A 22,905-nucleotide genomic window follows, 5' to 3' on the forward strand; every position below is an offset into this window, starting at 1 on the left:
ATCTTTATATGCAATTGGATAGTGAAAATGTTTATTTGTTACTTGGAAGTAACCTGGGAGATAGGAGTGAATTGATAAAAGAGGCTATTGAGCAAATTGACAAACGTATTGGGCAAGTATTTTTAACATCTGCCTTTTATGAAACATCGGCCTGGGGGAAAGAAGACCAGCCGGCTTTTTTGAATGTTGCCGTTGGCGTTAATACCGCGCTTAGTCCAATTCAGGTACTTGAGATGGTTTTGCAGATTGAACTTGATCTGGGTAGGGTGAGACATGAAAAGTGGGGTTCCCGGTTGATAGACATCGATATTGTGCTTTTTGGCAGCAAAATTGTGGATAATGGAAGTCAATTGCAGATTCCGCATCCGCAGATGCAGCATAGAAAATTTGTTTTGGTGCCCCTGGCCGAAATCGCGCCTGACAGCATTCATCCGGTGTTTAAGCTTACTGTATCGGAAATATTAGAAAGATTAAGTGATAATTTGTCAGTATCAAAAGTATAAATTCATTATTTTTGTCTATGATGGTAAACTTACAGAAAAATAATGATCCTCTGGATCTGTCTTATTTAAGAGATATGTCTGGGGACAGCGCGGAATTTATCATAGAGATGATAGATATGTTTAAGCTTCAAACACCTTTGTATATCTCTGATCTTGGGCAGGCTATTGCAGATAAAGATTGGCCAAGAGCATCTAACTGTGCCCATAAAATAAAACCCACTTTTGCTTATGTAGGTCGTGAAGACGCCAAAGAACACATGCAAATGATGGAAAACAATGCAAGAGACCTTAAAAATATAGAGGAGCTGCCACAGGCATTTGAGGAAATCAGTGCTTTTGTAGCGCATCTGTATACGCAACTGGATGAGGCTAAAGCAGAGCTGGAAAAACAGCTTTAAATCATTATACCCGATTTTTAGTATTTTTATATAGGTGTATTCCTGAAATGGAGAAAAGACAGTCCGATATAAAGCAGCAGTATAAACGGTACGGCAGAAAAATTAAGAAATATGACCAGTATTGCTGAGAGCAGCAGGAAAATGTATTTTATTTTGTTCTTTGCCCAGGTGGCCGAACTGAATTTGAGGGAGAAGATTTTTATTTCACTAACCAGCAACCAGCTGAGTATTAAGGTAAGCCCGAACAATAAAGGGGCAGACCCAACAATTAAAGGATAATCTTTACGAATAAAGGGTAAGGACACTATAAAGATGGTATTCATTGGTGTATTCAGGCCAATGAAATCTTCGGTCTGGCGGCTGTCAATATTAAATTTAGCAAGTCTGAGGGCAGAAAATACGGTGATGATAAAACCAAGATAAGGCAAATATGGGAAAGTACAATCACTTGTTTTTAGCAATTGAAACATTACTACCCCAGGAAGGAAGCCGAAACTGACCATATCGGCCAGAGAGTCCAGCTCTTTTCCAATGTTGGATTTTACATGCAGCAACCTTGCTGCAAAACCATCAAAAAAATCAAATATTCCTGAAAGGAGGACAAAATAGGCTGCTATTTCAAGAGCCCCGTTAAAAGCGTAGACAATACCTATGCAACCTGAAAACAGGTTGGCACAGGTAATGGCATTTGGGATATGTTTTTTGATCATGAAAAAGAATCCTTTTCAATTAGCTATTCATTGAAATTAAGAATTCTTCATTGGATTTGGTGCCTTTTATTTGAGCCTGAACAAACTCCATAGCTTCCTGGGCGTTCATGTCTGCCAGGTGGTTGCGCAGGATCCATACCCGCTGCAAAGTATCTCTGTCGTGCAACAGATCGTCGCGGCGTGTACTTGAAGCTGTAATGTCGATAGCAGGGAAAATACGTTTGTTAGATAATTTACGATCTAACTGAAGTTCCATATTACCAGTACCTTTAAATTCTTCAAAGATCACTTCATCCATTTTCGATCCTGTATCTGTTAAAGCAGTAGCAAGTATGGTTAATGAGCCACCTTTTTCGATGTTACGTGCTGCACCAAAGAAACGCTTAGGTTTGTGAAGGGCATTTGCATCAACACCACCTGACAAGATTTTTCCTGAGGCAGGGGCCGTTGTATTGTAAGCTCTGGCCAATCTGGTAATGGAATCGAGCAGGATCACTACATCATGGCCACATTCTACCAGACGTTTGGCTTTTTCGAGTACAATATTGGCGATTTTAACGTGGCGTTCTGCCGGTTCATCAAAAGTAGAGGCAATTACTTCAGCCCTTACACTTCTGGCCATGTCTGTTACCTCTTCCGGACGCTCATCGATTAATAAAATGATCAGATAAACTTCAGGATGGTTTTTAGCAATGGCATTGGCTACCTCTTTCAGCAGGTTTGTTTTACCAGTTTTAGGCTGGGCTACAATTAAGCCACGTTGTCCTTTACCTATAGGTGTAAACAGGTCTATAATACGGGTGGAATAGTTATTTGTTTCTGTAAAAAGATTTAACCTTTCAGTAGGGAACAATGGGGTAAGGTAATCGAAAGGAACACGGTCACGCACATCAGCGGGCAAACGGCCATTGATGGTTTCAACCCTTACCAGCGGAAAGTATTTTTCACCTTCTTTTGGTGGCCGGATGCTTCCTTTTACGGTATCACCTGTTTTCAGACCGAACAATTTGATCTGCGATTGTGATACATAAATATCATCCGGCGAAGAAAGGTAATTGTAGTCGGCAGATCTTAAAAAGCCATATCCATCAGGCATAATTTCCAAAACACCTTCGTTGGTAATGGTATTGTCGAAATCAAGATTGGAGTAGCTGTTTTCGTTTTGCTTATGGTTGCCGTTGCTGTTTTGATTTTTAGGTTTGTTTTCCAGTGGCCGCTGTTTTTTATTGTCCTGGTTTGCCGGATGTGCAGGGTTTTTAGTTTCGTTTGGAAAAGAAGGTACTGTTGTTTCCGCTGGTGTTACTGCCGGAGCTTCTTCAGTTACAACTTCAACAGGTGCTTCAAAAAGTGTCTCCTGTTTGTAAGCTTCAGCTACAGGATGGGGCTCAAACAAAGAAGCCCGGTTAAATGGCCTTTGTACATTTTCTTCAGCTGCTTCCTTTGGTGCAATGCGGATTCTCTTTCTAGCCGGTTTATCACCCTGGGCATCTTTTGACGGGTTATTGGCTGCGCTAGTTTTTGCTAAATGTTCCTTTACAGGGCGCTCTTTTAACGGAGCTGCTTTAGCAGAATCTGCTGTCAAAGTATTTTCATCATTAGGCAATTCTTTTTGAACGGGCGCTTTGTTCCCACTGTTCTTAACAGGGCTGTTTTTTGCTGCATTTTCCTTTACAGCTTTTGTTTTTACAGCTTTTACCGGAGCTTCTTTGGGAGTAGCTTCTGCTTCGGCTTGCTGCTCGGTTATTTGAGCAATGATTTCGACCAGTTCAGCCTTGCGCAATTCATCGGCATTTAGAATGCCCTGATTTTTTGCTATCTCACGCAATTCAGCAGTGAGTTTTTCATTTAATTCTGTTTTATTAAACATTATATGGATGTAGAGAAATTTTAAATGTGTTGTTTTCTAAATTTTTATGATTGATAGCAAAGTATGATATCAACTGAACAGCGCAAAAAATGCAATTATAAAAGGCGTTATAAAACAAAATTTTATGAGATTTTCTGGAATGGTCAGATAAACTTTAGAGAATTATGGTGCAATTGTATGTATTTGAAATCTAATCTCCAAGAAAAAGTTAAAATTGTTTATAATAATTTACATTAAAAGTACGGTGAAGGGGTTTAAATCAGTTTGAAAATTAACATCTTTGTGTCCAAAATTTACCCCCAGATGAATAAGAAGCAACTATTTGAGCAAATTAAAACCAAGAAATCTTTTTTGTGTGTTGGCCTTGATCCTGTAATGGAACAAATTCCAAGACACCTGCTAAAATATGACAATCCGGTACTGGAATTTAATAAACAGCTCATCGATGCGACAAAAGATCTGTGTGTTGCCTATAAGCCCAATACTGCTTTTTTTGAATCGATGGGGTTGAAGGGTTGGGAAACGCTGATCAGGACTTGGGAATATATTCCTAAAGATATCTTTACTATTGCAGATGCAAAAAGAGGTGATATTGGCAATACGTCGGCCATGTATGCCGATGCATTTTTTAACAAGGAGAAATCGGGGATGGGTTTTGATGCCATTACTGTGGCGCCCTATATGGGCAAAGATTCTGTTGGACCATTTTTAAACCATAAGGATAAATGGGTGATCCTCCTGGCTTTAACCTCAAATATTGGGCATAGTGATTTTCAGTTGCACCAAACGCCTGAAGGAAAGCTGTATGAAGAGGTGATCCGCATTTCTTCAGCATGGGCAGACAGTGAGCAGCTGATGTATGTAGTAGGTGCTACCCGTGGGGCAGAGTTTAAAAATATCAGGAGGCTTGCGCCAGATAATTTTTTACTGGTACCTGGTGTTGGTGCACAGGGAGGAAGCCTTGCCGATGTTTGCACCTACGGGTTAAATGACAGCTGTGGTTTACTGGTAAATTCGGCCAGGTCGATTATCTATGCAGGGAATGGGGAGGATTTTGCTGAAAAGGCAAGAGCAGAAGCATTGAAACTGCAGCAGGAGATGGAACAAATATTATTAGCTGCCGGTTTAATTTAAAATACTTCATCTATTTTGTGGTGAACTGGTCATTTTCCGATTAAGTTCACCTAATGGATTTTTCTGAACATTTTTTACATTTTATATGGCGTTTCAGGCTATTTAACACTTTCGGACTTTTTTGCACGGATGGGGAAAGACTGGAGATTTTGACGCCCGGTCTTATAAACAAAGATGCAGGGCCTGATTTTAGTATGGCCAAACTGATGATCGGTAATACGAGATGGGCCGGTCAGGTAGAACTGCACCTTAAATCGTCTGACTGGTTTGTGCATGGACATGATAAAGATCCTGCATATAATGCAGTTATTTTACATGTGGTTTATCAGCATGATCAACCTGTTTACCGGACAAATGGCAGTTTAATACCTGTTCTTGTTTTAAAGGACCTTTTCCCCAGGCACCTGCTTAATATTTATCGTGAACTAATGGCTGGTATGAACAGGTTCCCCTGTGAAAAGCACATTAAAAATATAGATCCGATAGTTATCCATAGTTTTTTAGCCAGGATAATTATTGAACGATTTGAACATAAATCGGAAGAAATTTTTCATAAACTGGCGCACAACAGAGGCGATTGGGAGCTGACTTTTTACCATTTTATGGCCAAGAGTTTTGGTTTTAAGGTAAATGCTGTTCCTTTTGAGTTACTAGCTGATGCCCTACCTTATCCTATTTTATTAAAGCACAAGGACAATGCCCTGCAGATTGCTGCATTGTTGTTTGGCCAGGCCGGATTTTTAACCTCAGGCTTTACTGAAACCTATCCCAGGCAACTGCAGAAAGAATATTCTTTTTTGCAGCAAAAATATCGCCTTATGCCGTTAAATATTGAACTATGGAAGTTTTTAAGAATGCGGCCACAGAATTTTCCAACCATCAGACTGGCACAATTTGCTGCATTGATGCTTAAAAGCAGCCACCTTTTTTCGAGGATACTGGAAACAGAAAATTTAAAGGACCTGTGTAAGCTTTTTATTGAGCTACCGGTTGATGTTTACTGGCAAACACATTATCACTTTAATAAAGTGGCAACAAAGGTGGTTGTCCAGCCCGGTGTAAAATCTGTTCACAGCATCATTATCAACACTGTTTGTTTGTTCTTATTCTCATATGGCAAGTATACCGATCAGCCTGAATACATAGACAGGGCACTGAATTTTCTCGAAAACCTCCCGGCAGAAAGTAATGCTATTGTTGGCCAGTATGTAAGCAGCGGCCTGAAAGTAGGAGATGCTTTGATGTCGCAGGCATTACTTCAATTAAATAAATGCTACTGCACTCAAAAAAAATGTTTAAATTGTGGTATAGGAATTAAAATCTTAAAAAAATAACATGTTCCAGCGGATCATTACCTTTTTTGAAAAACAGAGTTTTGGTGTATGTACTTATCTTGCAGAGCGACTAAATATATCCATCAGTAAAATAAGACTTTTTTTTATTTATTCATCATTTTTGGCTGTAGGCTTCCCCATTGTATTTTATGTGCTTGCTGCATTGGTGCTGGATGTGCGTCATTATATTAAGAAGATAAGGATGCGGATCTGGGATGTTTAATTAAATACTGAGGATCTCAGCTATTTCCACAAAACCTTTTTCCCGGGCCAAATCTGCAGGCAGTTTACCACCTTCCATGCGTATATCTACCTCTGCCCCATGTTCCAGTAATATTATAATGAGTTCAACGTCACCTAGCTGTGCAGCAGCATGTAATGGTGTAAAACCGGCCTGCTGTGTTACATTTACATGGGCACCGGCATTGATCAGCATTTTTGTAAGGTTCTGATTTTTTGCAGCAACAGCCGAATGGATGGGGAAAACATTATAGCCATTGTTTGCAGGTATATTGACATCGGCACCTTTAGCTATTAAAAGTCTGGCTATTTCTTCATTGCCAAAATAAGCAGCCAGGCCCAATGCCGTAAAGCCATCCTTAGAAAAAGAGTTTACTAGGTCGGGATCTTTTTCTGTCAACAAGCTGGCCTCCTGTGTTTTTCCCAGTGCACTGGCTTCAAAAATGTTAATGTTTGTAGAGAAGTTAGCTATCAGCGCAGCTATTTCCGGCTTTTTATAATAACAGGCCAGTAAAATAGGGGAGATGCCATGACTGGTATCTTTGCTGGCCAGGGCCGGGTTTTGGGTTAACAGATCAAAGATCCCCGGTTTGTTGCCTGTTTCGATTAATGTCTCAAGATCAGCCATTTTTTATTGTTAAATTTCGGTTAAAATTGGGTAAATTATTTAATAATGGCAAATGAGTGCAATGAAAGTTAATCGTTATAAAAGTTTTTTCAGGACTGAATTTATGATAACTTAGATCGATTAATTTGTTTTATATGCGGTATGCAAATTGTATATAAAACAAATTTATCTAAGTTTGTTAATTATTAATATTAGTAACGAAAGATGTCGGTAAGGGGAAACCAATTTAAGTCCAATTCATTTAAAAATGAACTAGGGGATAAGCAAAACTCAAGATCATCTGCTACGAGGCCCTTTAAGGAAAGAACAGAAATCCTGCCCCGGCTTAATTTTCAGGATGGGAGGTTATTTAAGATTATAGGGCTGTTGTTTATCGTCCTGTCCTTATACTTTCTGATTGCCTTTACGTCCTATTTATTTACCTGGCAGGAAGATTACAGTTATGTTATAGATGCCAATGGAGGCTGGAAAAATCTGTTTAAAACTTATGAAGAACTTCAGCAGGTAAATATTCCTCCTGTTGTACAAAACTGGCTGGGTAAGGTAGGTGCATTATTGTCGCACCAGTTCATTTACGAATGGTTCGGCCTGGCTTCATTCCTGTTTGTTTTTGTATTTTTTGTAATTGGTTACCGCCTACTGTTTAAGGTTAAAATATTTGCCATCGAAAAAACATTGGGCTACAGTCTTTTCTTTTTACTGTTCACTTCATTAACACTGGGTTTTGCGCATGCATTTTTCTCTAAAACGCCTCATTACATAGAAGGTGAATTTGGGTACTGGACGAATAAACTACTGGTGGCGCAAATAGGTATTGCCGGGGTAGGTGGGCTGATTGCCTTTCTGGGTTTAACCGTACTGATCATTGCTTATAACATAGATTTTAAAATTCCCGAAAGGAAAAAGAAAGAGGAAGCAGCTGTACCTGATGTACCTGAAAATATTGAGATGGAAAGTGAGTTGCGATCGGAACCTGTTGAATTTACCTTAAATGATAAGCTTGGGAAACAGCGTAAACAAGAACAGAATATCGTAATTACACCATCCCGGTTTGAAGAGAATGAAATTGAGGAAGAAGATATTCCTGTGCTTACCCCCGCAGTAAATGTAATGACACCCCTACCGGTAGTGCTCTCGCCAGCACTGGAAACTACTGTTCCCAAGCCGGAACCGGAGCTGACTATTGAAAAGACAGAAGAAGATAAAAAATCAGAAGAACTGGTAGAACAATTTGGTAATTATGATCCTACACTTGATCTGTCGAGTTATAAATATCCGCACCTGGACCTGCTGGAGAACTACGGCTCTAATAAAATATCTGTAAATGCTGAAGAACTGGAAGCCAACAAGAACAAAATTGTTGAAACGCTGAACCACTATAATATTGAAATAGACAAGATCAAGGCAACGATTGGGCCAACTGTTACTTTGTACGAGATTATTCCTGCTCCCGGAGTGCGGATATCAAAGATCAAAAACCTGGAAGATGACATTGCTTTGAGTCTGGCTGCCCTCGGTATCAGGATCATTGCGCCGATGCCGGGTAAGGGAACCATTGGCATCGAGGTGCCCAATATGCATCCTGAAATGGTTTCTATGAGAAGTATCCTGGCTACAGAGAAGTTCCAGCAAACGACCATGGATTTGCCTATTGCTATGGGTAAAACCATATCGAACGAGGTATATATCGGTGATTTATCTAAAATGCCCCACCTTCTAGTTGCCGGAGCTACTGGTCAGGGTAAATCTGTAGGTATCAACTCTATCCTGGTTTCCCTTTTGTATAAAAAGCACCCTTCGCAGCTTAAATTTGTTTTGGTAGACCCAAAAAAGGTAGAGCTTACCTTATTCAATAAAATAGAGCGTCATTTCCTGGCTAAATTGCCGGGGGAAGCTGATGCGATCATTACCGATACCAAAAAAGTAATCAATACCTTAAACTCGTTGTGCATAGAAATGGACCAGCGTTACGATCTGTTAAAAGATGCGCAGGTAAGGAATTTAAAAGAATATAACGATAAATTTATTAAGCGCAAGCTAAACCCGAACAATTCGCACCGCTTTTTACCTTATATTGTACTGATAGTGGATGAGTTTGCCGATTTGATGATGACGGCGGGTAAAGAAGTAGAAACACCAATTGCGCGTTTGGCACAGCTTGCCCGTGCGGTGGGAATCCATCTGGTGCTTGCTACCCAGCGTCCTTCAGTAAATATCATTACCGGTACCATTAAGGCCAATTTCCCGGCCAGGCTGGCTTTCAGGGTATTGTCTAAAATCGACTCCCGTACCATTCTGGATAGTGGTGGTGCCGACCAGCTGATTGGTCGTGGTGATATGCTTTTGTCTACCGGAAATGATCTGATCAGGTTACAGTGTGCTTTTGTGGATACACCGGAGGTAGACCGGATTTCGGAGTTTATCGGTGCACAGCGAGGCTACCCTGAAGCTTATCAGCTGCCTGAATATATTGATGAGGCGGCAGAGAATGCTAAAGCTGATTTTGACCTGAGTGACCGTGATTCTATGTTTGAGGATGCGGCAAGACTGATTGTTATGCACCAGCAGGGTTCAACATCCCTGATTCAAAGAAAACTGAAGCTGGGGTATAACAGGGCGGGCCGTATCATCGATCAGCTGGAAGCTGCTGGTGTGGTGGGACCGTTTGAAGGCAGTAAGGCCAGAGAGGTGCTGATTCCTGATGATTATGCTTTGGAACAGTTCTTGAATGATCTGAATAACGGGCAATAGCGTTCGTAATCTTATGATATAGATATATATGCCGATGAAAATGATCAAGAAATTTACATTACTGCTGTTTACATTGGGGACAGCTTATGCTGCTCATGCACAAACTGATGCACAGGCCCGGACTATACTGAATGCAGTAAGTAAAAAATACCGTTCTTATGATATTGTCAAAACTGATTTTACGCTGATCATCGAGAGCCAGCAGGCCAATGCCAAAGAAACCCAACAAGGTACTTTGTATGTAAAAGCCAACGCCAGTAAATATAAGGTAAGCACTGGCGGGCAGGAAATGATCAGTGATGGTAAAACTTTATGGACTTATTTAAAAGAAGAAAAGGAAGTTCAGGTTACGGATGCAGATAACAGCAACAACGCCCTGAACCCTGCAAAGATCTTCACCATTTATGAGAGCGGCTTCAAGTATATATATACAGGAGATAAAAAGGTAGGTACTAAGATTTATCAGATGATTGACCTGACACCTACAGATATCAATAAACCCTATTTTAAGATCCGTTTAAGTATAGATAAGGTAGCCAAGCAAATAGCTTCTGCTCTTATTCTGGAAAAAAATGGCAACAGGTATACCTATAACGTAAGAACTTTTGTGCCTAATGTAAAGGTACCTGAGTCTACTTTTACTTTCGACAGCAAGAAATATCCTGGCGTTGAAGTAGTGGATTTGAGGTAATTTGTTATTTTTGATCTATATGCTTGCAACAAATATATTTTGAAGATTACATTTTTAGGTACGGGCACATCTCAGGGCATTCCTGTAATCACCTGCAGCTGCGCAGTTTGTCAGTCGGCAGACCATAAGGATAAGCGCTTAAGGGTATCTGTACTGTTGGAGACTGCAGATAAAACTATTGTAATTGATAGCGGACCTGATTTCAGGTACCAGATGCTACGTTCAGGGGTAAAAGACCTGGACGCCATTTTGTTTACCCATGAGCATAAAGACCATATTGCTGGCTTAGATGATATCCGGCCATTCAATTATCTGCTAAAAAAGAACATTGATATTTACGCAACTGAAAGGGTGCAACATGCGTTGAGGAGAGAGTTTTCTTATATATTTTCCGAAATCCACTACCCGGGCTTGCCGCAAATAGATTTGCATACAATTGGTGATGAAGCTTTTCAAGTGGGTGAAAATGAGATCATAACTCTGGATATTATGCATTATAAGCTACCTATCCTGGGCTTCAGGATAGGCGGTTTCACTTATATTACCGACGCCAAGACCATACCAGATGCTACCATTGAAAAGATCAAAGGAACGCGTGTCCTGGTGGTAAACGCATTACAGAAAGAACCACATATTTCTCATTTTACCTTAGACGAGGCTATTGCATTTGCAAAAAAGATAGACGCTGAAACTACTTATTTTACACATATCAGTCATAATTTAGGGCTTCATGAGCATGTGGAAAAAGATTTACCCGCTAATATAAAATTAGCTTACGATGGTTTGACTATATTATCTGAATAAGTATATATTTGCAGAACCAATACCCGGGTGGCGAAATTGGTAGACGCACCAGCTTGAGGGGCTGGCGCTGGCAACGGCGTGGCAGTTCGAATCTGCTCTCGGGTACTTCACCGGAGTTCAAGTTTTTTTCAATCTTGGCTCCGGTTTTTTTATGCCGTAACCTGTTGTTTAACTGATAGATAAGTGAGGCTGCTCGGTTCAATTCCGTAGTTCGATGTACATCTCCATCGAACACCCATTTACCCGAAAACATTGAACTTACAATATGCCGCTTACCACTCGTATTGGCGTTAATGTACAGATTTACAACGTTTTCCATGTGTGATAATAGGTCGTTTACCATCGATTCGATGTCAAAGTCATGGTTTACACGTTCTTCAATTGCCTTTAAATCAGCCTCATAGCGTATGATCTTGCGCTGAGAATCATCTTTTATCTCGTTGTATTCGGCTTCACTGATGGTTTCGGTCAATAAATATTCCCTGGACTTATTTACGCGTTGCTGCTGCTGGAAAATCAAGTTCGATATCTCTCTGCGTTCGTTCTTAATATAGGCCGATTCATCACTAAAAGTGTCCAGAACAACCATTCTAAAAATCTCAGGAATACCCACCCTCGGAACAAATTTTCTAAGCTCATTTTCAAAGAGCCGGTGGGTAACCTCTATTCTGAAACGTTGTCTGCATTTCACCTGGCAGTGGTAATAGTAGTACCGTTGCCGGCAACCCAGTGATCCGCTTCCGGTCAATGTCTTTCCACATACCGCGCAGGTCATAAAGCCCCGCAATGGAAATTCGTCAGGAGTGACCACTTTTAGACCGTGTACTGTCCGTTCAACCTGCTTAATGCTCCTTAGTTCCAGCACATCCTGTACCTTGTAAAATAGACTTTCAGAAATCAGTGCTTCGTGAGCTCCTTTCACTGTGTATTCCTCCTCGTCTTTAAACTTTGGAACGACAATTCTTCCACAATAGACAGGGTTTCGGAGACATTGCCAAAACCCGCAACGGCCAATTTTTAATCCTTTTTCTTTAGCCATCATCCAAATGTGCTCGGTCGCAAATACGTTTTCAGCGATTTGCTCAAAACACCATTTCATCAGCGAGGCGTCAGGTTCAACTAGGCCAATATACTTTCTACCGTCCTCGGTAATTTTGTTCTTGTACCCGTGAAGTGCCTTACCCATCCAGCGGCCTTCTTTTCTAGCCCTACGCATTCCATAGATCACATTAAGTGCCCTTCGATCGTTTTCCACCTCTGGCATGGATAAATAAACGGCTAGGATCGTTTTGCTCTCAGGAATTGCAAAATCTAACGGCTGTTCAATGGCTACAGGTACGACCTCATACTCTCTAAGCAGCCTGATCATGTGGTAAGCATCAGCTGTATTACGGCTAAACCTGTCCCATTTGGTGAAAAGGATCTGATCGAAACACCGGCCTTTTGTTTTTTGCAGTTCGCTGATAATTTTTGCCCATTCCGGGCGATCAAAAGTTTTAGCAGAATAATCCTCGAATATAATTCGGACTACATCGATCCCTTTCTGGTTACAATAAATTTGCAGGCGTTCTGCCTGGTCTCTTTGGGAAAATCCCTTGTCTGCCTGTTCATCGGTACTTACCCTGATGTAAAGGCATGCTTTTGTTGTGTTCATGTGCTTTTGTTTTTTGTCATTTGCTATAAATTAATGGATTACCGATACAGGTTGCGGGGAGTCATCCTCTTTGGACTTGGATTCTCAGAACCACCGTTTTTGACCTGTTCAATGCATAATATAGCAAATTTATAGCTCAGTTCCAAAATTAGTTCGGCCTCTGCCAGTGTTATTTTACGGTCGTATTTTTCCAATACTGACACCACTTTTTCCGGTCTGATATTTCTTTTTTTGGCAAATTCTTTCTGTCTCATCACTCTTGTTTTGAATGCAAACATGCGGGTCAAGTAGCGGCCAAACTCTACAGGGGTGAGAAATAAACCTGAACGGAATTGTCGAAAAAAGTTTTTGTCACCCCTGTAGATGTGCAGCATTTTCGTTCTGACAACTTTGCTGGACAAATTACAATAGCTATGAAACAAGAAGTTTTAGAAGTGCTCGAAGTGCGTAACGCAAAGACCAGGAAGATCGGTACACCCGATGTAAAAAGCAGGAAATACAACGGTTCGCCAAACCTGAAATTGAAGAAGGTAAAAACAGAACCGAGGCAGAAGATCCGGCAATTGTTAAGGGCTTGTATTCCGCTGGAGGAATTGAAACCATCTGGTAAATCGGCGCAATTGAACAGCTGAATCAACGTCTACTTCTTCTATTCAAAGACCGATCATTTCACGATTAAACAGGAGTTCATGAACCATTGGATGGGGAGCTTTTTGGGCAAACGCGGGTTCGCAGCAAGATGGATTTTTGCATGCAAAAACCTCTTGCTGCCCTTACGGTCAGGGGTCATACTCGGAACTCGTATGCCCTTCAATTTTAGATCAGATGTATGCCAAGACCAAAACTAAAAGACGAAAAAGATAAACTGAATTACTCGGTGATCATACGGGTGAATGAGGCGACATTTAAGCGGCTGGAAAACCTTGCCGCTGGCAGCGGCTACCGCACGGTTGCGGAAGTTGCTCGTAAAATACTTTCCAATGAGCGGCTGAATATATTCCATAAGGATACCTCAATGAACGGCGTAATGGAAGAGCTGGCTTTGATCCGAAAAGAATTGAAGGCGATTGGCATCAACATCAACCAGCAGACGCATTACTTCCACATCAGTGAGAATACCGCTGAGCGGGCATTTTATGTGAACCGTACCGCAACGCTGTATCAAGATGTTGACTCCAGGGTGAACAGGTTATTAGGGACGGTTGGCAAATTAGCAGAGGTATGGTTGCAAAAATAGAAAGCGGAAAAAGTATAAGAGGCATCCTGCACTACAATGAGGATAAGGTAGAATTGGGGGAAGCTGCACTGATCCTGGCCAGTGGCTTTGCAGGTGATATTGAAAAAATGAACCTGGTGCAAAAAGTCAACCGTTTCAAACACCTCACGCAGCTGAATGCAAAAGTGAAGACCAATGCGCTGCATATCTCCTTAAATTTTGATGCCTCCGATAAACTGGATAACCGCAAACTGCAACAGATCGCGGCAGAATATATGGAGCGTATCGGTTTTGGCGATCAGCCTTTTTTAGTTTACCGGCATCACGACGCCAACCATCCGCACATTCATATTGCCACAACCAACATCCAAAAAGATGGGGAACGGATCGACATTCACGGCATTGGTTACCGGCTTTCCGAACCGGTTAGAAAAGACATTGAAAAAAAATATGGCCTGGTTCAGGCGGAAGGCCGGGAGTTGAAGCATGGGCAAAGTATCACGCCTGCTATTTATGGCGAAAGACCGACCAAGCAGGTCATCAGTAATACCGTTAGCGGAGTTATGCGCCAGTACAGTTATACCTCATTTGCCGAATATAAAGCCATATTGGAACAGTTTAATATCAAGGCGGATCGTGGTGCTGAAGATACCAGGATGTTCCAGAAGGGAGGATTGTTATATGCAATAATGGATCTTACGGGTTCTCCAGTCGGTGTACCAGTAAAAGCCAGTCAGATTTATTGCAAGCCTACCCTAGATGAACTGGAAAAGCGGTTTGAGCGTAACAAGGAGAAACGAAAACCTTTTAAAGCGGAGCTGAGAAACGAACTGGACAGACTGTTTTTCAAGTTTGGGAATATCAGCAAAGCAATACTGGAAACTGAGCTCAGAAAGTCGAGGATGGATGTGGTCTTTCGCATGAGTGAGAATGGGCAGGTTTATGGAGTGACCTATATTGACCATCGCAACAAGACTATCTTTAACGGGAGTGATTTAGGTAAAGCCTATAGCGCAAAAGCGATGACCGAACGCTTTAAAAAGACTTCATTAAGTGTACAAAAATTAGCTCCAACTGGATCGAAACAATCGAGCTTTGAAAGCACAGCTCAGCACCATCATCCCAAAACCTATTTAAAAGCACCTTCAGTGACAAACTTCCTGGACATTGCCTTAGCCCGTACCGAGCAGGAAAGTGGAATCAAGCTCCCTAAACGCAAAAAGAAACGAAGGAAAGGACAGGTCGTTGAGCAGGATCAACAACTCACATTATAAACCATTAATTATCTATACTTATGAACACTGGTGAAGATTCACAAGGCTTACGCAAGATCATCGATTTTAGCAGGCTGATCAGTATTTTTATTTTAGCCGTACATTTCTACCTGACCTGCTATGGCGCATTTGAACATTGGGGTTTAACGGCATCGATTACTGACCGCATTATTGCTAACCTGGCGAAGGTCAGTTGGCTGACCGGCATATTCAAACCTAAACTGGCGGCACTCATTTTCTTAATTGTTTCCTTGATGGGGGCTAAAGGCAAGAAGGATGAAAAAGCAAATCGTAAAGGCATAGCTGCTTACCTGGTAGCTGGTCTACTAGTATACGGGCTATCCTTTCTGGTGCTCTACCTAAATGGCACCTATGGCAAACTGGCTATTCTGTATATCGGGCTAACGGCAATCGGTTATTTACTGATCCTTACCGGCGGCACCAGGTTATCCAGACTGATTCACTTAAATTTGAAAAAGGATATATTCAACACCAAGAATGAGACTTTTCCGCAGGAAGAACGGTTGTTGGAAAATGAATATTCAATTAACCTGCCTGCGAAGTACCATCACAAAAGTAAAATCAAGGACAGCTGGATCAATGTGATCAATCCTTTCAGGGGTTTATTGGTAGCCGGTACGCCCGGTGCCGGTAAATCGTATTTTGTCATCCGGCACATCATTGACCAGCATCTGAGGAAAGGTTTTTCCATGTTTTTGTATGATTTTAAATATGACGATTTGACCAGACTAGCGTATAACAAGCTGCTCAAATACCGGCACAACTACAAGGTCAAGCCGAAATTCTTTGTGATCAACCCTGATAATCCCAGTTATACACACCGCTGTAATCCTTTGTATCCTGAAAGCATGGAGGACATTACTGATGCCATTGAATCTGCCCGCACGATTATGTTGGGATTAAACCGCGAGTGGATCAAGAAGCAAGGTGATTTTTTCGTGGAATCACCAGTAAATTTTTTAACGGCAATTATCTGGTACTTGAAAAAATACCAGGGCGGCAGATATTGCACTTTGCCGCATGTGATCGAACTGATGCAGGCGGAATACGATCATTTATTTGCAATACTGGAAAGGGAGAAAGAAATCAGGGCCTTAATCAATCCTTTTATCTCTGCCTGGCAAAATAACGCCAAGGCGCAATTGGAAGGACAGATTGCCAGTGCAAAGATCGGCTTGGCAAGATTGGCGTCTCCGCAGTTGTACTGGGTATTAAACGGCAACGATTTTACGCTGGACGTGAACAATCCCGAAGAACCGAAAATCATTTGCGTGGGCAATAATCCGCAGAAGCTCCAAACCTATGGGGCAGTCTTGTCATTGTACATTTCCCGAATGATTAAACTTGTTAACCAGAAAGGGCAACTGAAAAGCAGTTTGATCTTTGACGAGTTCCCGACGATCTTTTTCAATAACATGGATAGCCTGATCGCTACGGCCAGAAGCAATAAGGTGAGTACAACTTTGGCAGTGCAGGATTTTAGCCAGCTTAGGAAAGATTATGGCAAGGAACAGGCTGATGTGATTACAGGGATCGTGGGCAATGTGATCTCTGGCCAGGTGACGGGTGATACCGCTAAAAGGTTGAGCGAGAATTTTGGCAAGATCATGCAGGACCGGCAAAGTACGACACTGAACAGTTCGGACACTTCGGTCTCGAAATCCACCCAGCTGGATTTTGCGATTCCGGCTGCTAAGATCGCTTCGCTATCTTCAGGGGAGTTCGTGGGTTTTGTGGCAGATAACCCGGATCAGAAGATCAGCCTGAAAATGTTTCACGCAGAAGTGCAAAATGATCACGAAGCCATCAAACTAGAGGAAGAAAGTTATGTTGACCTGCCGATGATTGCAAAGGTTACCCCTGAAGATGTACAGGCCAATTACGAGAAGATCAAAACACAGGTGCGGGAACTGATTGCTTCGGAACTGGAAAAACTGGTTAAGACGGAAAAAGTGAGTGAGGAGGGAAAGGAAAACAAAGAACCAGATCACGGTGGTACTCAGACAGATGAATTACAACAGGACCCTAAGCAGGAAAGTAAGAAGAAGCACAGAAAAAGTAAGTCGCGGAAACAAAGACCGACACTTCCCAAACAAAAAGCCGTACAACAGGAAAATGAACAGCAGCAAGCCGTTTCGTATTAACGGTATTTAAAGCAGTTTGAAGATGATTAGCAGTGCCAGTACATCACTATGTGACTTAACATAATTTCGCAGGAAACGCTGGGCCAGACGCATGTAACTGCGAATGGTTTCTATGGAAAGGTTGAGCGTCAAAGCTGCTTCTTCATATTTTAATCCTTCCTGCTGGCAAAGTTGGTAGACGACCTTTTGCTGGGGAGGAAGTAGATTGATGCCGTCCGCTAATATTTTACGTGTTTCGTTCAGTAAGATCTGTTCTTCGGTTTCATTGTGCCCTTCCTTCCAGTCGCTTCGCATATTTTTTTCTGCTTTGAACTGCATCTCCTTTTTACGGAGCAGGTCGAATGCTTTATTTCGGGATATTTTAAACAGATAAGCTTGGAGGTTTTCGATTTTGGTGAGTGATTCGCCCATCATCCATAGTTTGAGCATGGTTTCCTGTACGACCTCTTCGGCGAGTATATCGTCGCGCAGCATTTGGTAGGCAGAAGAATAAATCTTTTTTTGATAGGCGTCAAAAATGATCCTGAATGCACGTTCATCACCCTTTGAGATCTTTTTCAATAGATCTCGCATTTCAGGTAATGAATCAATTTTTAACGCATTCATACATCAGTTTTTTTACCCGGCAGATTCTTCAGGGAGAATATTAATTTACGAAAAATCTGCCTCAATAATAAATATTTTTTTTTCAAACTCCATACACACTTTTTTTTTCGCCGTTCGTCATACACTAAAAGAGCATCAAAAATTAACATTAAAAAAATGCCTGTTTTATACAAAATGAGTAAAGAGCGGTTTACAATACTTTATCATAAATACCTGTCAGGATCGCTTTCAGAACTGGAACGCGAGGAATGGCAGATTTTGCTGGCTGATGATAAGCTGGCGCCGGAACTGGAAAAATCTGTTGATTGGTTTAATGTTCCTCAAGAGCAGGAAGTTGGATTGTCAAAACAGAAAGCAGATACAATAGTCGGTTCAATTGTACAGTATCCACAGACGAGAGCAAGAATTGTGAGGTTATGGCCGCGAATTGGAATTGCGGCAGCTGTTGCGACTATTATCGTCTCGGCAGGTATCTGGTTCTTGAAAAATCCTTCTAAGGAAAATCCAATTCAACAATCTGCATACCTGAATGATGTTGCTCCTGGGAAACAGGGTGCGACGCTGACGCTAGCAAATGGAAAGAAGATTAGGTTAACTGACGCCGCCAACGGTGAGCTGGCTAAGGAAGCGGGAGTGGTAATTACCAAAACAGCTACCGGAAAACTGATCTATGAAATTAAGGATGTAAATACGGAATCCGATAAAATCAATATTTTAACCACCGAGAACGGAGAGACCTATCAGGTGCGTTTGCCTGATGGCTCCTCCGTTTGGTTAAATGCAGCCTCAACACTGAAATATCCTGCATCTTTTGCAAAACTTAACAGAAGAACTGTGGAGCTTTCGGGTGAGGGCTATTTTGAAGTGGCTAAAGATAAAGCGCATCCTTTTATCGTAAAAACAGCTCAACAGGAAGTTGAAGTTTTGGGTACTCATTTTAATATCAATAGTTATAAGGATGAACCAGCGATAGCAACCACCCTAATGGAAGGATCGGTGAAAGTAACTTCTAACCAAAACAATAGAATTTTGAAGCCTGGGGAGCAGGCTTTAAATAATGGCAATTCCATAAAAACTGAAAAAGTAGATTTTGAAAACATCATCGACTGGAAAGATGATGAATTCAATTTGGATAACGTCAAATTCAAAGTAGCTATGCGGAAAATAGCTCGCTGGTACGATGTAGAAGTTATTTATAACCAAACCGTATCTGATGACCTGGAGACTGGGGGCTGGATTTCCAGAAATGAAAAGCTTTCAGCTGTACTAAAATCAATTGAATCCACGGGCTTTGTCCATTTCAAGATTGAAGGCCGGAAAATATATGTATCTAAGTAAAATATTCATTTCCCTATGAAGACGACAATAAACAGAATTATGAACCAATAAACCGGGATAATGGAAAAAAAAGTACGACAGAAAAACTAAGGCAAAAAACAACCAGACCTTCAGAAGACCTGGTTGAAGTTTGGCATTTGCCAATAAAAATTTATCAACTAAATAACCGCAGTTGCCTTGCCCCTGGAAAGAACGGGCTTCTGCACAACCAAACTAGACAACAAATGTATAAAAATTATACTAAGAAAATTGGTATACCCAATGTAGTATACCACAAAATATTGCTAATTATGCGATTAACCACCGTTATACTAATAGCATCCCTTATGCAGGTCAGCGCATCGACGTTTGGCCAGCGCATCACTATAAACCAAGACAATGCATCTATTAAATCTGTATTCAGGGAAATAAGAAAACAAAGTGGTTACAGCTTCTTTTATGATGGAAAGATCATTTCCGAAAATCAAAAAGTAAGTGTTAAAGTCACCAATGTAACCGTAGATGAAGCATTGAATAAAGTTCTAGGTGGATTAAACTTGACTTACACTATTGACGGTAAGATTATATCCATAAAAGAGAAAGAAAAATCAACTCTTTTGGAAAAGGTAATTGACCGATTTCAGACGATAGATGTGCGTGGGCGGGTCGTAGATCAAAATAATTCGCCATTGCGGGGAGCTACTATAAAGGTAAGGGGAAGCACAGTCGCTGTAACTTCAGATGGTAATGGTGAATTTATATTAAAAGACGTTGTGAAGGGAGTAGAGCTGGAAATAAGTTTTATTGGATTTGCGCCGACTAAAATATTTGCTACAGAAGAACTTGGAATTATAAGGCTTGCAGAAGTAAACGCCAAGCTCGATGAAGTCATAGTTCAAGCCTATGGTACTACAACCCAAAGATACTCGACAAGCAACATTGGGACAATCAATGCTGATGCTATTGGTAGACAACCTGTAACAAACGTCATGCTAGCATTGCAAGGCCGTGTCCCAGGCCTATTCATTCAACAGCGTTCAGGAGTCAGCGCGAGTCCAGTTGTAGCTACTGTTCAAGGTAAAAATTCTTTGAGAAATAATAACGAGCCTTTTTATGTTGTAGACGGTATACCATATTCACCACAATTTACTAACAATTCCCTAATGGGTGGGGCGATTGTTGGGGTCGGTGGAAGTGCCTTAGGGTTTATAAATCCAGCAGACATTGAATCGGTATCTATCCTGAAAGACGCAGATGCGACTGCTATTTATGGAAGTAGGGCTGCCAATGGCGCCATTCTGATCACCACAAAAAAAGGAAAAGCCGGTAAGACTAGTGTCGATCTAAATATTCAAAATGGCTGGGGGAGGGTAGTTAATAAGTTAGAATTATTAAACACACAGCAATATTTAGAAATCTTAAAGGAAGGCTATTTTAATGCAGGTTTCCAGGTTCCAACGGAGTCTACAGATGCCAATTCCAGTAATTTTCCCTTGACTTTATGGAATAAAAATAGATACACTGACTGGCAAGAAGAACTTGCTGGAGGCACAGCAAAGTATAACAATATTAATGCATCTGTTTCCGGAGGCAATTTAAATACACAATTTATGGCCAGTTATGGCTTTCTTAGAGAAACTACGGTCTATCCTGGCAATCTCGCAAATGAGAAGGGTAATCTGCATTTTAATTTAAACCATCAGTCTAATGACAGTAAGTTTACCTACAGCTTGTCAGGCACATATCTCCAAGATCGAAACACGCTTAATGCAGAAGATTTGTGGAATATTGCTATTCAACTCGCTCCTAACGCCCCTGCCTTGTACAAGGAAGATGGCTCGTTGAACTGGGAGCCTTATCCAAATGACCCTACGAGATATAGTTTTGATAATCCCTTAAGTTATATGGAACAAAAATATACAGGGAAAACAAAAAACTTTTTGGGAAATAGCATTTTGGGTTATGAAATTGTTCCAGGCTTACAATTGAAACTCAGCGGCGGCCTGAATTCTTTAAACGGCTATGAAACAAAGATAGTTCCTTTGACCTCTTACAAACCAGATGCTAGTGCAGCTGATAAAATTCGTAGCGCTCAATATTTAAATAAGTCGATTGATTCATGGATTATTGAACCCTTACTAACCTATTCAAAGACAACCGGATTCGGAAATTTTAATGTTTTGCTAGGTGGCACTTTGCAAGAAACAAATACCTTGATATTACAACAAACTGGTTCTGGACAACCGAATGATTCACAAATAGAAAATCTTTCCGCTGCCACCTTAATTCGGGTGAATACAGATTCGAAAAGTCAGTATAAGTACAATGCAGTATTTGCCAGGCTAAATTACCTATTGGAGGATAAATATGTCGTTAATTTGAACTTACGGCGAGATGGGAGTAGTCGCTTTGGGAGTCAAAATAGATTCCATACATTTTACTCAATAGGCGGAGCTTGGCTTTTTGGAAATGAGAAAGCAATCAAAAAAAATGCTCGTTGGCTAAGTGCAGGCAAGCTTAGGGCTAATTATGGAACGACCGGGAATGATCAGATCACAGATTATAGATTTTTAAGCCTTTTAAGAAGCCCTAGTTATAATACAATACCTTATCTACAATCTCCAGTTCTTGAACCATTCAATATAACCAACCCTTTCTTGCAATGGGAAGAAACGAGAAAATTAAACCTTGGAATAGATTTAGGCTTTATTGGAAATAGCCTTGCAGTTAACATCGATTATTTTAGAAACAGATCATCTAATCAACTATTGCCGTACGTAGTACCTTCTATAACAGGATTCACAGCAATAGACAGAAATATTCCAGCCACAGTTCAAAATTCAGGAATTGAAGTGGTAATTAGTGCTAAATTTTTCAAAAATAAGCCATTTAGCTGGACAACGTCACTAAATCAAACCATACCGAGAAATAAATTAATTGCCTTTCCGGGTTTAGAAACTAGTACGTATGCAAATCAATACATATTAGGTCAACCTACTTCCATTCTGAAGAAATTTGAATCTGCTGGGGTAAATAGTGAAACAGGTTTGTTTCAATTTATAAACAGTAAAGGTGAATTCACTTCCGACCCAAACTCAACTACTGATAGGACACAGGTAGTTAATCTAAATCCTAAATTTTACGGTGGCTGGAGCAATTCTGTCTCCTACAAAGGATTAAATCTCGACTTCTTATTTACTTTTACACGACAAATTGGAGAAACATACAAATTTGGCAATTATCCTGGAATAACTACTTCTAATCAGCCAATCACAGTTCTTGATAGATGGAAATCACCGGGGGATATGACTGCCCTGCCAAAAGTTTCGATGGCTGATGATGCTGTAGTTCCATTTATTACTTTTCGAAATGACGGTGATGGCATTTACGGGGACGCTTCTTACGTAAGATTAAAAAATATCTCACTTTCTTACTCACTACCCGCAACCGTAATTAAAAGTTTACGTATGACTCGCGCACGTTTGTTTATGCAAGGCCAAAACATGATGACTATTACCAAATATATTGGAACTGATCCCGAAACTCTGGTAACTGGAGCTTTGCCGCCTCTAAGAACAATAAGCATCGGTGTTCAAGCCACATTTTAATCACA

Annotated in this window: 19 protein-coding genes, 1 tRNA gene and 1 pseudogene; 15 read left to right on the plus strand and 6 right to left on the minus strand. The window is 40.9% G+C overall.

Annotated features, from left to right (window positions below):
- Nucleotides 1–8 precede the first annotated feature (8 nt).
- Together folK and HDC92_RS16065 are read left to right on the plus strand one after the other, a co-directional pair.
- Nucleotides 9–503: a 2-amino-4-hydroxy-6-hydroxymethyldihydropteridine diphosphokinase gene (gene folK / locus HDC92_RS16060; RefSeq protein WP_183875950.1), complete on the plus strand. Its 495-nt coding sequence runs from the start codon at nucleotides 9–11 to the stop codon at nucleotides 501–503.
- A gap of 17 nt (nucleotides 504–520) precedes the next feature.
- Nucleotides 521–901, plus strand: a complete 381-nt coding sequence (locus HDC92_RS16065) for an Hpt domain-containing protein (protein WP_015808878.1) — start codon at nucleotides 521–523, stop codon at nucleotides 899–901.
- Nucleotides 902–927: 26 nt separating this feature from the next.
- Here the strand turns inward: HDC92_RS16065 and pssA are convergent, their stop codons facing one another.
- On the minus strand, nucleotides 928–1,611 hold the full coding sequence (gene pssA, locus HDC92_RS16070) for a CDP-diacylglycerol--serine O-phosphatidyltransferase (protein ID WP_015808877.1): 684 nt from the start codon (nucleotides 1,609–1,611) through the stop codon (nucleotides 928–930).
- A 19-nt stretch (nucleotides 1,612–1,630) separates the two neighbouring features.
- Nucleotides 1,631–3,478 (minus strand): transcription termination factor Rho, encoded by a 1,848-nt coding sequence (gene rho, locus HDC92_RS16075; RefSeq protein WP_183875952.1) that lies wholly within the window; start codon nucleotides 3,476–3,478, stop codon nucleotides 1,631–1,633.
- 303 nt (nucleotides 3,479–3,781) lie between these two features.
- On the opposite strand from rho, the gene pyrF reads away from it, so the two are divergent.
- The 3 genes from pyrF to HDC92_RS16090 are packed head-to-tail and all read left to right on the plus strand — an operon-like array spanning nucleotide 3,782 to nucleotide 6,169.
- Nucleotides 3,782–4,612 carry an orotidine-5'-phosphate decarboxylase gene (gene pyrF / locus HDC92_RS16080; protein WP_015808875.1) on the plus strand — a complete coding sequence of 277 codons (831 nt, stop codon included), beginning with the start codon at nucleotides 3,782–3,784 and terminating at the stop codon, nucleotides 4,610–4,612.
- Nucleotides 4,613–4,665: 53 nt separating this feature from the next.
- Nucleotides 4,666–5,946 carry a DUF2851 family protein gene (locus HDC92_RS16085; protein WP_015808874.1) on the plus strand — a complete coding sequence of 427 codons (1,281 nt, stop codon included), beginning with the start codon at nucleotides 4,666–4,668 and terminating at the stop codon, nucleotides 5,944–5,946.
- 1 nt (nucleotide 5,947) lies between these two features.
- Nucleotides 5,948–6,169: a PspC domain-containing protein gene (locus tag HDC92_RS16090; RefSeq protein WP_015808873.1), complete on the plus strand. Its 222-nt coding sequence runs from the start codon at nucleotides 5,948–5,950 to the stop codon at nucleotides 6,167–6,169.
- Here HDC92_RS16090 and HDC92_RS16095 read toward each other — a convergent pair whose 3' ends face one another.
- Nucleotides 6,170–6,814, minus strand: a complete 645-nt coding sequence (locus HDC92_RS16095) for an ankyrin repeat domain-containing protein (protein WP_183875954.1) — start codon at nucleotides 6,812–6,814, stop codon at nucleotides 6,170–6,172.
- A gap of 204 nt (nucleotides 6,815–7,018) precedes the next feature.
- Between HDC92_RS16095 and HDC92_RS16100 the strand changes: the two genes are divergently transcribed.
- From HDC92_RS16100 to HDC92_RS16115, 4 genes are all read left to right on the plus strand, one after another.
- On the plus strand, nucleotides 7,019–9,565 hold the full coding sequence (locus HDC92_RS16100) for an FtsK/SpoIIIE family DNA translocase (protein WP_183875956.1): 2,547 nt from the start codon (nucleotides 7,019–7,021) through the stop codon (nucleotides 9,563–9,565).
- 40 nt (nucleotides 9,566–9,605) lie between these two features.
- Entirely contained in the window at nucleotides 9,606–10,256 is a 651-nt protein-coding gene (locus HDC92_RS16105) for a LolA family protein (protein ID WP_036674697.1), read from the plus strand.
- A 39-nt stretch (nucleotides 10,257–10,295) separates the two neighbouring features.
- Nucleotides 10,296–11,060, plus strand: coding sequence for an MBL fold metallo-hydrolase (locus tag HDC92_RS16110; protein ID WP_183875958.1), 765 nt, complete (start codon nucleotides 10,296–10,298; stop codon nucleotides 11,058–11,060).
- 21 nt (nucleotides 11,061–11,081) lie between these two features.
- Nucleotides 11,082–11,165 (plus strand) — tRNA-Leu (locus HDC92_RS16115).
- 760 nt (nucleotides 11,166–11,925) lie between these two features.
- On the opposite strand, the pseudogene HDC92_RS25195 reads toward HDC92_RS16115, so the two are convergent.
- Nucleotides 11,926–12,714, minus strand: a pseudogene (locus HDC92_RS25195) (recombinase family protein); the annotation flags it as partial.
- Between the two features lie 38 nt (nucleotides 12,715–12,752).
- Nucleotides 12,753–12,968 (minus strand): hypothetical protein, encoded by a 216-nt coding sequence (locus HDC92_RS16125; RefSeq protein WP_183875960.1) that lies wholly within the window; start codon nucleotides 12,966–12,968, stop codon nucleotides 12,753–12,755.
- Nucleotides 12,969–13,127: 159 nt separating this feature from the next.
- Between HDC92_RS16125 and HDC92_RS16130 the strand changes: the two genes are divergently transcribed.
- The 4 genes from HDC92_RS16130 (at nucleotide 13,128) to mobC (ending at nucleotide 17,369) form a co-directional block, all read left to right on the plus strand.
- Nucleotides 13,128–13,346 (plus strand): hypothetical protein, encoded by a 219-nt coding sequence (locus tag HDC92_RS16130; protein ID WP_183875962.1) that lies wholly within the window; start codon nucleotides 13,128–13,130, stop codon nucleotides 13,344–13,346.
- A 197-nt stretch (nucleotides 13,347–13,543) separates the two neighbouring features.
- The gene (locus HDC92_RS16135) at nucleotides 13,544–13,951 is read left to right on the plus strand and encodes a mobilization protein (RefSeq protein WP_183875964.1); all 408 of its coding nucleotides are present in this window, start codon (nucleotides 13,544–13,546) and stop codon (nucleotides 13,949–13,951) included.
- Complete coding sequence (locus HDC92_RS16140; RefSeq protein WP_183875967.1) at nucleotides 13,936–15,204, plus strand: relaxase/mobilization nuclease domain-containing protein; 1,269 nt, start codon at nucleotides 13,936–13,938, stop codon at nucleotides 15,202–15,204. The genes HDC92_RS16135 and HDC92_RS16140 overlap by 16 nt, the downstream gene beginning before the upstream one ends.
- A gap of 20 nt (nucleotides 15,205–15,224) precedes the next feature.
- Entirely contained in the window at nucleotides 15,225–17,369 is a 2,145-nt protein-coding gene (gene mobC / locus HDC92_RS16145) for a conjugal transfer protein MobC (protein ID WP_183875969.1), read from the plus strand.
- 6 nt (nucleotides 17,370–17,375) lie between these two features.
- On the opposite strand, the gene HDC92_RS16150 is transcribed toward mobC, so the two are convergent.
- Nucleotides 17,376–17,975: an RNA polymerase sigma factor gene (locus HDC92_RS16150; protein ID WP_183875971.1), complete on the minus strand. Its 600-nt coding sequence runs from the start codon at nucleotides 17,973–17,975 to the stop codon at nucleotides 17,376–17,378.
- 156 nt (nucleotides 17,976–18,131) lie between these two features.
- On the opposite strand from HDC92_RS16150, the gene HDC92_RS16155 reads away from it, so the two are divergent.
- Together HDC92_RS16155 and HDC92_RS16160 are read left to right on the plus strand one after the other, a co-directional pair.
- On the plus strand, nucleotides 18,132–19,313 hold the full coding sequence (locus HDC92_RS16155) for a FecR family protein (protein WP_255484554.1): 1,182 nt from the start codon (nucleotides 18,132–18,134) through the stop codon (nucleotides 19,311–19,313).
- A gap of 326 nt (nucleotides 19,314–19,639) precedes the next feature.
- A complete protein-coding gene (locus HDC92_RS16160) occupies nucleotides 19,640–22,900 on the plus strand; it encodes a SusC/RagA family TonB-linked outer membrane protein (RefSeq protein WP_183875973.1) in 3,261 nt (1,086 codons plus the stop codon).
- Nucleotides 22,901–22,905: the final 5 nt, after the last annotated feature.

The organism is Pedobacter sp. AK017, from assembly GCF_014200825.1.
Taxonomy (GTDB): domain Bacteria; phylum Bacteroidota; class Bacteroidia; order Sphingobacteriales; family Sphingobacteriaceae; genus Pedobacter; species Pedobacter heparinus.

What these genes read in the sequence shown, in the direction of transcription:
- mobC (WP_183875969.1), top strand. Translation starts at nt 15,225, where the DNA reads ATGAACACTGGTGAAGATTCACAAGGCTTACGCAAGATCATCGATTTT.
- HDC92_RS16140 (WP_183875967.1), top strand. Translation starts at nt 13,936, where the DNA reads ATGGTTGCAAAAATAGAAAGCGGAAAAAGTATAAGAGGCATCCTGCAC.
- rho (WP_183875952.1), bottom strand. Translation starts at nt 3,478, where the DNA reads ATGTTTAATAAAACAGAATTAAATGAAAAACTCACTGCTGAATTGCGT.
- HDC92_RS16105 (WP_036674697.1), top strand. Translation starts at nt 9,606, where the DNA reads ATGATCAAGAAATTTACATTACTGCTGTTTACATTGGGGACAGCTTAT.
- HDC92_RS16150 (WP_183875971.1), bottom strand. Translation starts at nt 17,975, where the DNA reads ATGAATGCGTTAAAAATTGATTCATTACCTGAAATGCGAGATCTATTG.
- HDC92_RS16065 (WP_015808878.1), top strand. Translation starts at nt 521, where the DNA reads ATGATGGTAAACTTACAGAAAAATAATGATCCTCTGGATCTGTCTTAT.
- pssA (WP_015808877.1), bottom strand. Translation starts at nt 1,611, where the DNA reads ATGATCAAAAAACATATCCCAAATGCCATTACCTGTGCCAACCTGTTT.
- pyrF (WP_015808875.1), top strand. Translation starts at nt 3,782, where the DNA reads ATGAATAAGAAGCAACTATTTGAGCAAATTAAAACCAAGAAATCTTTT.
- HDC92_RS16155 (WP_255484554.1), top strand. Translation starts at nt 18,132, where the DNA reads ATGCCTGTTTTATACAAAATGAGTAAAGAGCGGTTTACAATACTTTAT.
- HDC92_RS16125 (WP_183875960.1), bottom strand. Translation starts at nt 12,968, where the DNA reads ATGAGACAGAAAGAATTTGCCAAAAAAAGAAATATCAGACCGGAAAAA.
- HDC92_RS16130 (WP_183875962.1), top strand. Translation starts at nt 13,128, where the DNA reads ATGAAACAAGAAGTTTTAGAAGTGCTCGAAGTGCGTAACGCAAAGACC.
- HDC92_RS16090 (WP_015808873.1), top strand. Translation starts at nt 5,948, where the DNA reads ATGTTCCAGCGGATCATTACCTTTTTTGAAAAACAGAGTTTTGGTGTA.
- HDC92_RS16085 (WP_015808874.1), top strand. Translation starts at nt 4,666, where the DNA reads ATGGATTTTTCTGAACATTTTTTACATTTTATATGGCGTTTCAGGCTA.
- HDC92_RS16160 (WP_183875973.1), top strand. Translation starts at nt 19,640, where the DNA reads ATGCAGGTCAGCGCATCGACGTTTGGCCAGCGCATCACTATAAACCAA.
- HDC92_RS16135 (WP_183875964.1), top strand. Translation starts at nt 13,544, where the DNA reads ATGCCAAGACCAAAACTAAAAGACGAAAAAGATAAACTGAATTACTCG.
- HDC92_RS16100 (WP_183875956.1), top strand. Translation starts at nt 7,019, where the DNA reads ATGTCGGTAAGGGGAAACCAATTTAAGTCCAATTCATTTAAAAATGAA.
- folK (WP_183875950.1), top strand. Translation starts at nt 9, where the DNA reads ATGCAATTGGATAGTGAAAATGTTTATTTGTTACTTGGAAGTAACCTG.
- HDC92_RS16095 (WP_183875954.1), bottom strand. Translation starts at nt 6,814, where the DNA reads ATGGCTGATCTTGAGACATTAATCGAAACAGGCAACAAACCGGGGATC.